The organism is Rhizobium sp. RHZ02 (assembly GCF_014851575.1).
In the GTDB taxonomy this organism is placed as follows: Bacteria; Pseudomonadota; Alphaproteobacteria; order Rhizobiales; family Rhizobiaceae; genus Rhizobium; species Rhizobium altiplani.
Genome location: NZ_JACUZX010000010.1, coordinates 23,690 through 37,122, shown reverse-complemented (window position 1 = coordinate 37,122; position 13,433 = coordinate 23,690). Strand labels below are relative to the sequence as shown.

At 60.3% G+C, this 13,433-nt stretch carries 18 protein-coding genes; 12 read left to right on the top strand and 6 right to left on the bottom strand.

Translation table 11 applies throughout. The annotated features are described in order from the left end of the window. Positions 1-37: 37 nt before the first annotated feature. From IB244_RS16555 to IB244_RS16545, 3 genes are all read right to left on the bottom strand, one after another. Complete coding sequence (locus IB244_RS16555) at positions 38-382, bottom strand: cupin domain-containing protein (protein ID WP_113470087.1); 345 nt, start codon at positions 380-382, stop codon at positions 38-40. Positions 383-386: 4 nt separating this feature from the next. Continuing rightward, positions 387-1,670, bottom strand: coding sequence for an O-acetylhomoserine aminocarboxypropyltransferase (locus IB244_RS16550; RefSeq protein WP_192304835.1), 1,284 nt, complete (start codon positions 1,668-1,670; stop codon positions 387-389). Between the two features lie 111 nt (positions 1,671-1,781). Then, positions 1,782-2,210 carry a CoA-binding protein gene (locus tag IB244_RS16545; RefSeq protein WP_113470086.1) on the bottom strand — a complete coding sequence of 143 codons (429 nt, stop codon included), beginning with the start codon at positions 2,208-2,210 and terminating at the stop codon, positions 1,782-1,784. Between the two features lie 104 nt (positions 2,211-2,314). Here IB244_RS16545 and IB244_RS16540 point away from each other — a divergent pair, with 104 nt between their 5' ends. Together IB244_RS16540 and IB244_RS16535 are read left to right on the top strand one after the other, a co-directional pair. Then, entirely contained in the window at positions 2,315-2,644 is a 330-nt protein-coding gene (locus tag IB244_RS16540; RefSeq protein WP_113470085.1) for a hypothetical protein, read from the top strand. A 412-nt stretch (positions 2,645-3,056) separates the two neighbouring features. After that, the gene (locus IB244_RS16535) at positions 3,057-3,893 is read left to right on the top strand and encodes an EamA family transporter (protein ID WP_192304833.1); all 837 of its coding nucleotides are present in this window, start codon (positions 3,057-3,059) and stop codon (positions 3,891-3,893) included. Here the strand turns inward: IB244_RS16535 and IB244_RS16530 are convergent, their stop codons facing one another. After that, complete coding sequence (locus tag IB244_RS16530; RefSeq protein WP_018857080.1) at positions 3,894-4,727, bottom strand: enoyl-CoA hydratase; 834 nt, start codon at positions 4,725-4,727, stop codon at positions 3,894-3,896. Between the two features lie 73 nt (positions 4,728-4,800). Here IB244_RS16530 and IB244_RS16525 point away from each other — a divergent pair, with 73 nt between their 5' ends. From IB244_RS16525 to IB244_RS16490, 8 genes are all read left to right on the top strand, one after another. Continuing rightward, positions 4,801-5,232 carry a PaaI family thioesterase gene (locus IB244_RS16525; protein ID WP_018857081.1) on the top strand — a complete coding sequence of 144 codons (432 nt, stop codon included), beginning with the start codon at positions 4,801-4,803 and terminating at the stop codon, positions 5,230-5,232. Between the two features lie 224 nt (positions 5,233-5,456). Then, a complete protein-coding gene (gene rplM, locus IB244_RS16520; RefSeq protein WP_018857082.1) occupies positions 5,457-5,921 on the top strand; it encodes a 50S ribosomal protein L13 in 465 nt (154 codons plus the stop codon). Between the two features lie 2 nt (positions 5,922-5,923). After that, entirely contained in the window at positions 5,924-6,391 is a 468-nt protein-coding gene (gene rpsI, locus IB244_RS16515; protein ID WP_018857083.1) for a 30S ribosomal protein S9, read from the top strand. Between the two features lie 136 nt (positions 6,392-6,527). Next, entirely contained in the window at positions 6,528-6,830 is a 303-nt protein-coding gene (locus IB244_RS16510; RefSeq protein WP_018857084.1) for a putative quinol monooxygenase, read from the top strand. 95 nt (positions 6,831-6,925) lie between these two features. Further along, positions 6,926-7,885: an agmatinase gene (gene speB, locus IB244_RS16505; protein ID WP_192304831.1), complete on the top strand. Its 960-nt coding sequence runs from the start codon at positions 6,926-6,928 to the stop codon at positions 7,883-7,885. 63 nt (positions 7,886-7,948) lie between these two features. Next, a complete protein-coding gene (gene argC / locus IB244_RS16500) occupies positions 7,949-8,881 on the top strand; it encodes an N-acetyl-gamma-glutamyl-phosphate reductase (protein ID WP_113470083.1) in 933 nt (310 codons plus the stop codon). A 14-nt stretch (positions 8,882-8,895) separates the two neighbouring features. Further along, positions 8,896-9,687 carry a sulfite exporter TauE/SafE family protein gene (locus IB244_RS16495; protein ID WP_192304829.1) on the top strand — a complete coding sequence of 264 codons (792 nt, stop codon included), beginning with the start codon at positions 8,896-8,898 and terminating at the stop codon, positions 9,685-9,687. Between the two features lie 101 nt (positions 9,688-9,788). Then, positions 9,789-10,562 (top strand): DUF4239 domain-containing protein, encoded by a 774-nt coding sequence (locus IB244_RS16490; RefSeq protein WP_018857088.1) that lies wholly within the window; start codon positions 9,789-9,791, stop codon positions 10,560-10,562. A 5-nt stretch (positions 10,563-10,567) separates the two neighbouring features. Here IB244_RS16490 and IB244_RS16485 read toward each other — a convergent pair whose 3' ends face one another. Beyond that, on the bottom strand, positions 10,568-10,975 hold the full coding sequence (locus tag IB244_RS16485; RefSeq protein ID WP_018857089.1) for a DoxX family protein: 408 nt from the start codon (positions 10,973-10,975) through the stop codon (positions 10,568-10,570). A gap of 158 nt (positions 10,976-11,133) precedes the next feature. Beyond that, the gene (locus IB244_RS16480; RefSeq protein WP_192241572.1) at positions 11,134-12,024 is read right to left on the bottom strand and encodes an aminoglycoside phosphotransferase family protein; all 891 of its coding nucleotides are present in this window, start codon (positions 12,022-12,024) and stop codon (positions 11,134-11,136) included. A 293-nt stretch (positions 12,025-12,317) separates the two neighbouring features. Here IB244_RS16480 and IB244_RS16475 point away from each other — a divergent pair, with 293 nt between their 5' ends. Beyond that, positions 12,318-12,461, top strand: a complete 144-nt coding sequence (locus IB244_RS16475) for a hypothetical protein (RefSeq protein WP_156828753.1) — start codon at positions 12,318-12,320, stop codon at positions 12,459-12,461. A 7-nt stretch (positions 12,462-12,468) separates the two neighbouring features. Next, entirely contained in the window at positions 12,469-13,380 is a 912-nt protein-coding gene (locus IB244_RS16470; RefSeq protein ID WP_192241570.1) for a dihydrodipicolinate synthase family protein, read from the top strand. Positions 13,381-13,433 lie beyond the last annotated feature (53 nt).

Here is a 13,433-nt window from a genome sequence, read left to right as displayed (position 1 = left end):
CCGATCGGTGACCAGACCTTCGCCTTCCGCCACGCAGTCAAAGGCGGACGACATAATCCTTGCGAGTCGTTTCAACCACTTCCCAGGTTCCCCTAAAGCCGGGCCTGAGGATCATCCGATCGCCTGCGCGAAGATGCACAGCGTCACCACCGTCCTCCGTGACAACAGAGTGGCCCGAAAGCACGTTGAAATATTCCCACTCGTCATAGGCGATCCGCCACTTGCCGGGCGTCGCCTCCCATATGCCGGAATAGAGGCCGCCATCGGCCTCCTCCAAGTTCCAGGTTTTGAACTGCGGGTCGCCGGCCAGTATGCGGTCGGCATCCGGGGCGCCGAACTCCGGTTCGACGCCGTTGATGTCAAAAGTCAGGTAGTTTGCCATTGCCTCAAATCTTCGCCAGCGATTGCTCGAGATCGGCGATGATATCCTTCACGTCCTCGATGCCAACCGAAAGGCGAACGACGTCGGGCCCGGCGCCGGCGGCGATCCTTTGCTCGTCCGTCAATTGCCGGTGCGTGGTCGATGCCGGATGGATCACGAGCGAGCGTGTGTCGCCAATGTTGGCGAGATGCGAGAACAGTTCCAACCCCTCGACCAGCGTCTTGCCGGCCTCGTAGCCGCCCTTGACACCAAAGGTGAAGACGGAGCCGGCGCCCTTCGGCGAATAGCGCTGCTGCAGCGTGTGGTTCGGGTCGTCCTCGAGGCCGGCATAATTCACCCAGGCGACCTTGCTGTGCGCCTTCAACCACCTTGCGACGGCTATCGCGTTATCGCTGTGGCGCTGCATGCGCAGCGGCAACGTCTCGATGCCGGTCAGGATCAGGAATGCATTGAAGGGAGAAATGGCCGGACCGAGATCGCGCAGGCCAAGCACGCGGCAGGCGATGGCAAATGCGAAATTGCCGAATGTCGAATGCAGGACCACGCCGTTATATTCCGGCCGCGGGCTAGACAGCATCGGATAGTTGCCGGACTTCGACCAATCGAAGGTCCCGCCATCGACGATCATGCCGCCCATGGAGTTGCCGTGACCGCCCAGGAACTTCGTCAGTGAATGCACGACGATATCGGCACCGTGTTCGATCGGCCGGATGAGATAGGGGCTCGCCATGGTGTTGTCGACAATCAGAGGCAGGCCATGCTTGTGCGCCACTGCCGCGATCGCAGCGATGTCGACGAAGGTACCGCCGGGGTTTGCGAGGCTCTCGATGAAGATTGCCCGCGTCTTGCCATCGATCTGGCTTTCGAAGCTCGCGGGATCCGCGGGATCCGCCCAGCGAACCTGCCAGCCGTAATTATCGAAGGCATGACCGAACTGGTTGATAGAGCCTCCGTACAGGCGCTTCGCGGCCACGAAATTCTCGCCGGGGCGCATCAGCGTGTGAAAGACAATCACTTGGGCCGCATGGCCGGACGCAACGGCAAGCGCCGCGGTGCCACCTTCGAGTGCCGCGACGCGCTCTTCGAGCACGGCCTGGGTCGGGTTCATGATCCGGGTGTAGATGTTGCCGAACTGCTGCAGACCGAAGAGGGCCGCCGCGTGATCCGAATCGTTAAAGACAAAAGCCGTCGTCTGGTAGATCGGTGTCGCGCGTGCGCCGGTCGTGGGGTCGGGCTGTGCCCCCGCATGAACTGCCAACGTATTGAAACCCGGACCGCTCTTGGCCATGAAATCCTCCCATTCAGCTTGATCGAATGGCGGCGAGCATAGCGAACAACCGCGAAAAGTTAATCGCGTTCTTTTTCAACCCAGGCACGTTATTTGGAAAATCCCAACCACTCAGCCGATGAGGCGGGGATACTCAATTGCCGGGCAGCGATCCATGGCGACCTTGATGCCGGCAGCCTCGGCTCTTGCCGCTGCCGCATCGTCACGTACACCAAGCTGAGACCATATCACCTTCGGCCGCGGGCTCATTGCCAATGCCTCGTCGACAACACCCGACAGAAATTCCGAAGCCCGGAAGACCTCGACCATATCGACCAATACCGGGACATCGGCAAGCCGAGCGTAGACCGTCTGGCCATGGATCTGCTTACCTGCCTGACCGGGATTCACGGGGATAACGTTGTACCCCCGAGACAGCAGATAGCCCATCACGCCATTGCTCGGTCGCGCGGGGTTCGGTGACGCGCCCGTCAGGGCAATCGTCTTCACGGAACGCAGAATACCGAGGATGTAGTCATCCTCATACCTATCGTGATTCAAGGACTTCGCCTCCAATAACAATCGCGTTTACTTCGGGGTTGGTTGAAACCAGGCTGATCGTTTCAGCGTATATAGGAATTAGGACGCAGCAGGAGGATTTTCCCATGAAAAAATTGGTTGTCGCGATCGCCTTCGTCATGGCCGCCTCCCCGGCACTGGCCATTTCGAGATACAATGCGCTCAACATGAGCTGCCAGGCAGCGCGCGCGGCGATCCATAACGAGGGCGCCGTGATCCTTCGGTATCCGTCGAAACGAGTGAGCGGCATGACATTGTTCGACCGCTACATTCGCAACAGCAACTATTGCGACCCCAATCAATATGCTGAATGGACGACCATTCCTACGAAGGACAATCCGAGGTGTCGCGTGCTGAACTGCCAGAATATAGACAACTTAGACGGGATGTTTATCATTCCCGATTATTCGCTGTAAAAGCTTGTTTCTGCTGTCCCAAATCGCGACGCTTTAGCCTCGCGGGCTCAAGCGCGCGCGTCACAAAATTTCGGCTAAGCGATGGATTCCGTGATGGCTTTTGTCACAGTTTTGTGAGAATCTGCGGTGGCAAATCCGTAGCCTCCGTCACCGTTCTATGTATATCCTGTATATGTTCACATATGTTCTTGCATATGTTAGCAACGCCTCATGGTTGAACAGGCGACCATCGAGCAAATACCTCTGGTGTACGTTCCTCTTTTATCGATTTGAGGGCCAGCATCCTCAGGTTGCTTGACGGGCGACCGGGAGCCAGTGTGGTCCGTCCTGTCATCGAACGGGATTGATTTTTACCAAGAGCGGCGTAACAACAATTCCACAATCGCTGTTTTCACACCGCCCGGTGGTCTTTTTGCCAATCCACGTCATTTTGCTCGTTCTATTTGGTGCCCTGTTGCACGCGACATGGAACGCCATGATCAAGGCGGGCACGGACAAATCGCTCGATGCCAGCCTCATTTCGGCAGGCGGTGCCGTGTGCGCTCTTCCCTTCCTGATGTTCCTGCCATTGCCGAACTCGGCCGCATGGCCATTCATCGGCGCTTCCGCTGTTCTCCAGTTCGCGTATTTTCAGCTCGTCGCAGGCGCATATCGCGCAGGCGACATCGGCCTTGTCTATCCGCTGATGCGCGGGTGCGCTCCGCTGCTGATTGCGGGCACCAGCGGTTTCATCCTGAACGAGACACTGTCGACCGGCTCGCTCCTCGGCACGATGACGATCTGCGCCGGTATCCTGACGCTGGCCTTCGAGGCGCGAAAAGGCAGCGGCCACGCGATCAGGCTGGCCCTCGCCAATGCCTGCGTGATTGCGACCTACACCTATGTCGACGGTGTCGGCGCCCGCGTCTCGGGCAATGCCGTCTCCTATACGCTATGGATGTCGCTGCTGCCGCCGGTATTGCTATTCACCTGGGCGATCTCTAAGCGCGGCGCCGTCGCAGTCGCCATGCATGTCCGCTACAACTGGTGGCGCGGCCTGATCGGTGGCGGCGGATCGATCGCGTCCTACGGCCTCGCCCTTTGGGCGATGACCAAGGCCCCGGTGGCAACTGTTGCGGCGCTGCGCGAGACGTCGATCCTCTTCGCCCTGCTGATCTCAGTCATCGTTTTGAAGGAAAAGGCCAGTCCCTGGCGCTATCTCGCCGGCGCAATCATCGCCGCAGGCGGGCTGATCCTGAAACTCGGCTAGCTATTCGCCGGTCCACTGCGGCATGCGCTTGGACAGGAAGGCCCCAATCCCCTCCTCGGCATCGGCGGTCAGCATATTGTCGACCATGACCTGAGCAGCATAGCCGTAGGCTTCCTCGACGGGCATTTCGAGCTGGCGGTAGAATGCCTCCTTGCCGATCTTCAGCGTCAACGGCGATTTGCTTGCAATGACGGACGCGTATTTGGTGACGACCTGCGTCAGATATTGCTTCGGCACGATGCGGTTCACCAGGCCGAAATCCTTCGCGGTCGAGGCGTCGATCGTCTCACCGGTGAGCAACATCTCCATCGCCTGCTTGCGATGCGCCGCGCGGGACACGGCCACCATGGGGGTCGAGCAGAACAGGCCGATATTGACGCCGGGCGTACAGAAGGTTGCCGTATCGGTGCAGATCGCAAGATCGCAGGAGGCGACAAGCTGGCAACCGGCAGCCGTTGCGAGGCCGTCGATCTCGGCGATGACAGGCTTTGGCAAGCGGGTGATTTCGAGCATGAGATCAGCGGCCAGCGCAAAGGTTTCTTCGAAGAATGCCTCGCCGCCGTCCTCATCGGCCCGATGCGCGGTCAATTCCTTGAGGTCGTGGCCGGCAGAGAAGACATTGCCGGTCGATGCGATGATGACCACGCGAACGGCAGCGTCCTCGGCGGCGCTCTGGAGCTCACCGATCAGGGTCTCCATGACGGCGATCGAGAGCGCATTTGCAGGCGGATTGCTGAGCGTCAGCCGCAGGATGCCATCGCTCAATTGCGGGATGACGAGCGCGCCCTCGCCCGCTTTGCTCGGGTCCTTCCGAAAGGATACGACTTCGGCCATGGTCTAACTCCCTGCATTGCTATTTCGTGCTAATTGTTCTGCCACAGGCGACAAGCAATTTCGAGGCAAACTCATGCAGCCGGTCATGACGATCGACGAGCTCCACCGTTTTCTGGATACGGACTTTCCGCAGATCCACACGGGTGGGCGCGTATTTGCGATCACCGAGATCACACCCGGCAGCGTCTCGATGCGGCTGGACCCGAGCGAGAGGCACTTGCGCCCCGGCGGCACCGTCTCCGGACCAGCCCTTTTCACCTTGGCGGATGTGACGGCCTATGCAGCAGTATTGGCGCATATCGGGCCGGTGGCGCTGGCGGTTACCGCCAATCTCAACATCAATTTCCTGCGCCTGCCGAAGCCTAGACCGACGACTTGCACCTGTCGGATTCTCAAGCTTGGCAAGCGGCTCGCCGTCATCGAGGCCTCGATTTTCCAGGAAAGTGCGGACGAGTTGATCGCTCATGCGACGGCGACTTACTCCATTCCGCCGCGCGAAATATGAGGTAACACAATACCACATATATAACATATTGATTTTACTGATACATTTTTGCTGCACGCCAATTCGTAAATATTGACCCCAGGCTGCTTTGCCTCTATAAACACCACCAGAAATGCAGCCTTTCCGGGCTGCTTTCTTTTTGGTGCGTCTTCGGACAGCCAAACCAAGCAACAAGAAACGCCCTCTCGCCTTCGGGCCGAGGGATCCAAAAGAGAGTAACAACTATGGCAACCTTCTCCCAGAAGCCTGCAGAGGTGGAGAAGAAGTGGGTCATCATCGACGCCGAAGGGCTCGTCGTTGGTCGTCTCGCTTCCATCATCGCTATGCGTCTGCGCGGCAAGCACAAGGCAACTTTCACGCCTCACGTTGACGACGGCGACAACGTTATCGTCATCAACGCCGACAAGGTCGTTTTCACCGGCAAGAAGTACTCCGACAAGGTTTACTACTGGCACACCGGTTATGCCGGCGGCATCAAGGAGCGTACCGCTCGCCAGCTCATCGAAGGCCGCTTCCCGGAGCGCGTTCTCGAGAAGGCTGTTGAGCGCATGGTTCCGCGCGGCCCGCTCGGCCGTCGTCAGATGAAGAACCTCCGCGTTTACGCTGGTTCCAATCATCCTCATGAAGCACAGCAGCCTGTCGTTCTCGACGTCGCCAAGCTGAACAAGAAGAACGTAAGGAGCGCCTAAGAATGGCTGACCTCTCCTCCCTGAAGGATCTCGGCACGTCCGAAGCAGCTGCTGCTCCGGCTCACGTCCGTAAGGTCGACTCGCTTGGCCGTTCCTACGCGACCGGCAAGCGCAAGAACGCTGTTGCCCGCGTTTGGGTCAAGCCGGGTTCCGGCAAGATCATCGTCAACGGCAAGGAATTCGCGGAATACTTCGCACGCCCGGTTCTGCAGATGATTCTGCGTCAGCCGATCGTCGCTGCTGCCCGTGACGGCCAGTTCGACATCGTTGCAACGGTTGCAGGCGGCGGTCTTTCCGGCCAGGCCGGCGCCGTTCGTCACGGTCTTTCCAAGGCCCTCACCTACTTCGAGCCGGGCCTGCGCTCGGTCCTGAAGAAGGGCGGCTTCCTGACCCGCGACAGCCGCGTTGTTGAACGTAAGAAGTACGGTAAGGCCAAGGCCCGCCGTTCGTTCCAGTTCTCCAAGCGTTAATCGCTGCGGAATATCGACTACGAAAGGCCGGGCGCTTCGCCCGGCCTTTTTGTTTGGTGGCTGCTTGAAGCGGCCCGTTCCCTTGCCAGTTCTACTGCATTCCAGGCGCTTCACGCGCATCCCAAGGGAGGCAGGAATGACCAAGCAAGCAATCTATGTCGAACTGAAAGCAAAATCCGGCAAGGAAGAAGAAGTGGCGACGTTCTTGAAGAGCGCGCAGGCGCTTGTCGAACAGGAGCCCGGTACCGTGACGTGGTTTGCCATTCGCTACGACCAGAGCACATTCGCCATCTTCGATACCTTTGACGATGAGGCAGGCCGGCAGGCGCATTTGAACGGCAAGGTGGCCGCGACGCTGATGGCACGAGCAGCTGAACTGCTTGCCGAAGCGCCGCAACTGAAGACACCCGAGGTGTTGGCCGACAAGCTGCCGGGGTAAAACCAGTTTGGCCGAGCGACCAGAACCGTTTTGGCCTTTCGGTTTGAGATTCGTTTCTGGTAGGCATAGCGACCAACACCCTCGAGGAGCATCTCTTGGCCAACAAGTCGATCGACCACGCATTCACGGCAACGAGCCTCACATCGGCCGCCAGCGACCCCACCTTCGCCGGGGCGCTGTCGTTCATGCGTCGCCGCTTCACCAAGGAACTGGCCGGCGCGGATGCGGTCGTCTGGGGCATCCCTTTCGATGCCGCGACATCCAATCGGCCGGGCACGCGGTTCGGACCGCAAGCGATACGGCGTGCGTCGGCGATCTTCGACAACGACCCGCAATATCCATTCAACCGCGATCTCTTTGCCGAGATGGCCGTGATCGACTATGGCGACTGCTTGCTCGACTACGGCAACCACCACGAGACGCCCGCAGCAATCGAACGGCAGTCGAAGGCGATTGTCGACAGCGGTGCATTCATGCTGACCCTTGGCGGCGATCATTTTGTCACCTGGCCGATCCTCAAGGCGCATGCCGCCAAGCACGGACCGCTAGCACTCGTCCAGTTCGATGCGCATCAGGACACCTGGTTCGACGACAACAGGCGGATCGATCATGGCTCGTTCGTGGCGCGGGCCGCGCGGGACGGCATCATCGATCCCGATCGGTCGATCCAGATCGGCATCCGCACCCACGCACCCGAGGATTTCGGCATTCATATTCTCTACGGCCATCAGCTTGAGGAGATGACTCCGAGCGATATCGCCTCGACGATCATCTCGCATACCCGCGGCGCGCCGGCCTACCTGACCTTCGATATCGATTGCCTCGATCCCGCCTATGCGCCCGGCACCGGTACGCCTGTGGCAGGTGGTCCCTCGAGCGCCAAGATTCTCTCGGTGCTGCAGCGTCTGCACCAGCTGGATATCCGCGGCGCCGACGTCGTCGAGGTCTCGCCGCCCTACGATCATGCGGACATCACCGCCATTGCGGGGGCGACGGTCGCGATGTATATGCTTGGCCTACATGCCGAGCGCCGCGCAAGCGCGTCACACGGCTGACTCATCCCTCTTACAAAATGATTCCGGACTTCTTTCTAACCTGTTGAAAGTGTGAGCGAGACAATGGCACCGAAGATCTTCATCGATGGCGAACATGGCACGACGGGCTTGCAGATCCGCACGCGCATGGCCGGCCGCCGCGATGTCGAGCTTCTGTCGATCCCGGAAGCGGAGCGTCGCAACGCCGCGATGCGCGAGGACATGCTGAACAGCGCCGATATCGCGATCCTCTGCCTGCCCGACGACGCTTCGAAGGAAGCGGTGCAGATGGTCTCGGGCAACAACAACGTGCGTGTCATCGACACCTCCACGGCGTTCCGTGTCAATCCTTCCTGGGCCTATGGCTTCGCGGAGATGGACAAGGAGCAGGCAGAGACGATCAAGGCGGCGCGTTTCGTCGCCAATCCGGGCTGCTACCCCACCGGCGCGATCGGCCTCATCCGGCCGATGCGCGCTGCCGGCATTCTGCCCGACGGCTATCCGGTCACGGTCAATGCGGTCTCCGGCTACACCGGCGGCGGCAAGCAGATGATCGCGCAGATCGAGGATCAGAGCCGGGAGGATGCGATCACCGCGCCGCACTTCCTCTACGGGTTGACGCTGGCACACAAGCACGTGCCCGAGATGAAGATCCACGGCCTGCTGGATCGCGCACCGATCTTCTCGCCGTCTGTCGGCAAGTTCCCGCAGGGCATGATCGTTCAGGTACCGCTGCATCTCGACGATCTTGCCGAGGGCACGACGCTCGAAAGCATCCACGCTGCTCTTGTCGCTCACTATGCGGGCCAGGACATCGTGACGGTGGTGCCGCTGGACGAGAGCCGCAAGCTCCCCCGTATCGATGCCGTCGAGCTTGCCGGCAAGGACACGATGAAGCTCTTCGTGTTCGGCACGCCGGGTGCGTCTCAGGTCAACCTCGTTGCGCTGCTCGACAACCTTGGCAAGGGTGCCTCGGGCGCCGCGGTTCAGAACATGGACCTGATGCTCGCCTCCTAATCCCGGAACCGATCATGTCGCTTGAGACGCTGCTGGCGAACACGAGCGCGTGGTTTGTTGCCGCCCTACCAGACCGCGGCATTTCATCGCTCGTCGCCATAGCCTTGATTGCGGGACTGGCACGCGGCTTCTCCGGATTCGGCGCGGCGCTGATCTTCGTTCCGCTTGGCGGCGCAATCATAGGTCCGAAGCTGATATCGCCCGTCCTGCTCGTCATCGATGGCCTGGCGACGCTTGGTATGATTCCCCCGGCTTGGCGCAGCGCAAACCGGCGTGAAGTCTTCACCATGGCAGCGGGCGCGGTGCTTGGCGTGCCTGCCGGGACGGCAGCGCTGGCGCTGGTGGATCCGCTGACGTTGCGCTGGGCGATCACCGCGATCGCCATTTGCCTGCTTGCGTTGCTGGTTTCCGGGTGGCGATACCATGGCGAGCCACTGGTATCGCTGACCTCCACGACAGGTCTCGTTGCCGGCCTCTTCAGCGGCGCTGCCCAGCTCGGTGGACCGCCGGTCGTTGCCTATTGGCTCGGCGGCAAGACCGATTTTGCCCGGGTGCGGGCAAACGTCATTCTCTATTTCGCGATCTCCACCTGCTTCAGCGTCGTCAGCTACTATTTTGGCGGGCTGTTCGTTGAGGCCGTGTTTGCCCTGACGATCGTTATCCTGCCGAGTTACACCATCGGTCTCTATGCCGGCTCGAAACTGTTCGGGCTCGCCAAGGAGAGCACGTTCCGAACGATCTGTTATCTGCTGATCGCAGCCTCCGCCATCATGGGAATGCCGCTGCTCGATGGGGTCCTCCGGTAGGGTCAACACACCGCCGAATGGCGGAGCGCGAAGCCGCGCAACCGTCGTTGATCAATGGTCCACTGCCGCATAAAGTCGTGCCCGACCTTGGGGGAGCGCGCATGAGTGCAGTCGTCCTGTTCGGTGTTGCCTTTATCGGCGGTACGGTTCTCGTAACGCTGGTCTTCTATTTTGTGATGCGTCTGATCATGGGCGGCGATCCGACTGGCAAGGACAGAGAGCTAGCCGGCGCCATCGTCATGCGAATATCGTCGCTGCATGCGCTGATCCTGGCGCTCGTCTTCGCCCAGGAGATGATCGAGTACCAGCAACTGAAGTTCGAAAGCGTCACGGAAGCGAACGCAATCGCAGACGTGTATTTCGACGCTGATCGCTACGGCGTCAACGAGAAGGCGCCCATCCAGCAAGCGCTCTTCGAGTATGTGCAGATCGTCGTCGACGAGGAGTGGCGCATGCTTGGAGACACTGGGCAGCTATCGCCCACGGCGTGGAACAAGTGGGACAGCGTCTATCAGCGGGTGCTCGACCTGACGCCGACCAATGTGCGCCAGCAAAGCATTCGCGAACATATGCTTGGTGATGTGCACCGTATCGCGGAGGCGCGGGACAAGCGTGAAAACAGCGGCACCGATTCCATCAGCATCATCTTCTGGTTCGCGGCGATTTCGGGGCTCGTGTTCATGGCGCTCGGCTACTATCCCTACCCGCCGGATGCGCGAAACCTGCTGCTGCTTTCGGTGCTCGGCGCGTTCACCGGCATCATTCTTTTCTTCATCTACGCGTTCTCAGACCCCTACAACCCGCCGGCTACGATGAAGCCGACGGCGTTCGAGCGCCTGCTCGATGAATTGGCAAACCCTCCGCCCTCCGGATAGCTGACCTATCGAGCCATCAGCGGCGAGCGCGTCTTCAGGACCAACGCGTCCCCCGGTCCATGCACCGCCGCGTAGAGCAGGCCTGCGAGGAAGGTGAAGTGATCCACGAAGAAACCGAACTCCGCCTGATTCGCGCTCCAATGGCTTGGGCCATGGAAGGCGAAGGCCAGGAATATCACGTAGATGCCGGCCAGAACCGAGGCTTCCGAGAAGAAGGCTCCCGTCAGGAATGCCAGCGTCAGGGCAAGTTCGAAGAACGCCGCTATCCACGCCAGGAAGAGCGGGAAAGGAAAGCCCGCCGCGGCGATATAGCTCGCGGTGGCTTGTATATCCATGAACTTGAAACTCATGGCCATCGCGAAAATGGCGCCGAAGATCAGTCGCGCCAGCAGAATTGCGAACGTTTTGCTCATGCTATCTCTCCCTCGGCCCGAAGCCGTTCGTTGTCCAAATTTCCGGCTTTCTGCGTCCCGCGATTGCGGTTCTACTAACCTTCCCCCATAGGACGCAGCGGGACCTTCTCTCCCGACATCCAGCCGCCATTATTTTCGACAGCGCAATTCCGAGAGCGTCATGCCCACGCCAGGTAATCGGCCAGCACGTCTTCGATGACCTGCCAAGATCTCCTGACGTCTACGGGATTTGCGCCGGCCATGCCGGCGGCGACGATCAGGGCCTTCCATAGCGTCCATCCGCGGCCGCGTGCCCACGTCCCCGCGTCGAGCGGACGTGCCTTTCGAAACACCTGGCGGCTCTGTCCCTCGAACATGTGCCAGGTGATTGCGAGATCACAGGCGGGGTCGCCGACGCCCGACGTCCCGAAATCGATCACGGCATCGAGGCGACCGTTCCTGACTAGAAGGTTGCCATAGGCGACGTCGCCATGAAACCACACAGGCGCGCCTTGCCACGAAGTCGAAAGCGCGGCTTCCCAGACGTCCGTCGCCAGTTGCGTGTCGATCCGACCATCCAAACGCACAAGCGCCTCGCGCGTTTGCGCGTCGTAGACATACAGCGATCCGCCGCGAAAAAAGTTGTGCGAGCCGGGCGGAGGTCCCCCTCTGGCGTCCACCGCCTGCAACGCATCGAGGAAACCGGCCAGGGTGGTGGCGAACTCACTGAGGTCGTCGATGCGTTCCGTCAGCGCCGTCTCACCGTCACGCCACTCATAAACCGACCACGGCCAGGGATAGCTCTCGTCCGCCCTCCCCATCGCCAGAGGCACGGGTATCGGCAGAGGCAGCTGCGGCGCAAGAACCGGCAGCCACTGCTGCTCCTTGGCGACCTGTTCGGCATAGTGAGCAGCGCTCGGCAACCGAACCGTCATCGCCGCGCCAAGGTGGAATGTCCTGTTGTCCCATCCGCCGAACTCGACGGGCCGGATCGCCAGATCAGCCCACTCCGGAAACTGCGTGGCAATCAGCCGACGCACGAGCGCGGTATCGATTACTGGGCCATCCATTGTTCTGGCAGTCCTCCCTGAAGGTGCCGGCATAATGTCGGCCTTTCCCAGCAGAGATCAATCCTAAGGTTGTCTTCGACCTTTCGACTTTGAATCAAGACCCTGAGAAGATGAATCCAAGCTCGCCGCTAATCGCCTGAAATTCATGGTATTTCTCCGGCGCCGCCGCCTTCGTCGGATCCGCGTCTTTATACGATTTCTATATCACGCTGCTTGTACTCGAATGGAATTCCTACCGTGAATGGCGTTAGCCTTCCCATGAAATGCGAAGGTTGAAAGCCATGCGAGATTTCATGCTACCCAATGCCCCGATCCCCCGCCCGCGCCGCCCGGCACCGAAACGGCAGATGCGCGAGCGACGCACGGCCCAGGCGCTCATCCTGTTCGGGGTCGTGCTTGCCGCTGTTGAACTCTACGTCATTCTGGGCGGCCTTTGAGCGCAGCATGCCAGCTGACAGACCGTTGCGCCTCGGCGCCACCACGACCGCGCTCATCACGCCGTTTCGCGACGGAGCACTCGACCTTCCCGCACTGGAACGACTGGCGGAGCGACAGATCCGCGGCGGTGTCGACGGGCTTGCCGTCTGTACACTGACCGGAGAAGGACCGACCCTCACCAGAAGCGAGCGCGCCGCAGTCATCCGGACCTGTGTCCGCGTTGCCGGCGATCTTGTTCCCGTCATTGCCGCAACCGGCACGAACGCTACGGCAACGACGATCGCCTTTACGCTAGACGCCGAGGAGCTTGGCGCCAGTGCTGCCCTAGTGACGCTTCCGTACTATTCCAAGCCTGGACAGAAGGGCATTGTCGGTCACTTCGCTCAGCTCGCGACCGCAACGAGCCTTCCCTTGATCGTCGAAAACAACCCGATGCGCACGGCAATCGATATGACCTTGCCGACACTCGCCGCGCTCGCCGATATCCCGTCAATCGTCGGCTTGGCCCTTGCGGAGGGCAACGCCGTCGCTAGGTGCCCGGTGCCCTTCTGGCGTCAACGCTTCCTGCTTCTTTCCGATCGCGACGCAACGGCCCTCTCCTTCCTCGGCAGCGGCGGCAACAGCATCATCTCGGCTGGCGCGAACGTGTACCCGCGTCTGTATGCCTCGCTGCAGCAGGCGGCGCTCGGCGGCAATCTCCCAGCTGCGCGCTTGCTCGATGACAGGCTGGCCCCACTGACAGGAGCGCTAGGCCCCGAGGCCGACCCCGCTGCAATCAAGAACGCGTTGCGGACATTGTTGCCGATCGATCCGGAAGTCCGAATGCCGCTTCTGGCCCTGGATGCCGATGGAGAACAGCTTATTTCGCAGGCGCTCTCGCGCGTTTCCGAGATTCAAGATGCCGCTTTATATATATGATATTTTTATATTTTCCTGATCACCGGCCAATGGAAGGCGAATGCGAGTACCAC

Coding starts and splice junctions, on each gene's coding strand:
- IB244_RS16490 (WP_018857088.1), top strand. CDS start 9,789: ATGAGTGCAGTCGTCCTGTTCGGTGTTGCCTTTATCGGCGGTACGGTT.
- IB244_RS16555 (WP_113470087.1), bottom strand. CDS start 382: ATGGCAAACTACCTGACTTTTGACATCAACGGCGTCGAACCGGAGTTC.
- IB244_RS16475 (WP_156828753.1), top strand. CDS start 12,318: ATGCTACCCAATGCCCCGATCCCCCGCCCGCGCCGCCCGGCACCGAAA.
- rpsI (WP_018857083.1), top strand. CDS start 5,924: ATGGCTGACCTCTCCTCCCTGAAGGATCTCGGCACGTCCGAAGCAGCT.
- IB244_RS16530 (WP_018857080.1), bottom strand. CDS start 4,727: ATGGCCGAAGTCGTATCCTTTCGGAAGGACCCGAGCAAAGCGGGCGAG.
- IB244_RS16510 (WP_018857084.1), top strand. CDS start 6,528: ATGACCAAGCAAGCAATCTATGTCGAACTGAAAGCAAAATCCGGCAAG.
- argC (WP_113470083.1), top strand. CDS start 7,949: ATGGCACCGAAGATCTTCATCGATGGCGAACATGGCACGACGGGCTTG.
- IB244_RS16480 (WP_192241572.1), bottom strand. CDS start 12,024: ATGGATGGCCCAGTAATCGATACCGCGCTCGTGCGTCGGCTGATTGCC.
- IB244_RS16485 (WP_018857089.1), bottom strand. CDS start 10,975: ATGAGCAAAACGTTCGCAATTCTGCTGGCGCGACTGATCTTCGGCGCC.
- IB244_RS16470 (WP_192241570.1), top strand. CDS start 12,469: ATGCCAGCTGACAGACCGTTGCGCCTCGGCGCCACCACGACCGCGCTC.
- rplM (WP_018857082.1), top strand. CDS start 5,457: ATGGCAACCTTCTCCCAGAAGCCTGCAGAGGTGGAGAAGAAGTGGGTC.
- IB244_RS16495 (WP_192304829.1), top strand. CDS start 8,896: ATGTCGCTTGAGACGCTGCTGGCGAACACGAGCGCGTGGTTTGTTGCC.
- IB244_RS16525 (WP_018857081.1), top strand. CDS start 4,801: ATGCAGCCGGTCATGACGATCGACGAGCTCCACCGTTTTCTGGATACG.
- IB244_RS16540 (WP_113470085.1), top strand. CDS start 2,315: ATGAAAAAATTGGTTGTCGCGATCGCCTTCGTCATGGCCGCCTCCCCG.
- IB244_RS16550 (WP_192304835.1), bottom strand. CDS start 1,670: ATGGCCAAGAGCGGTCCGGGTTTCAATACGTTGGCAGTTCATGCGGGG.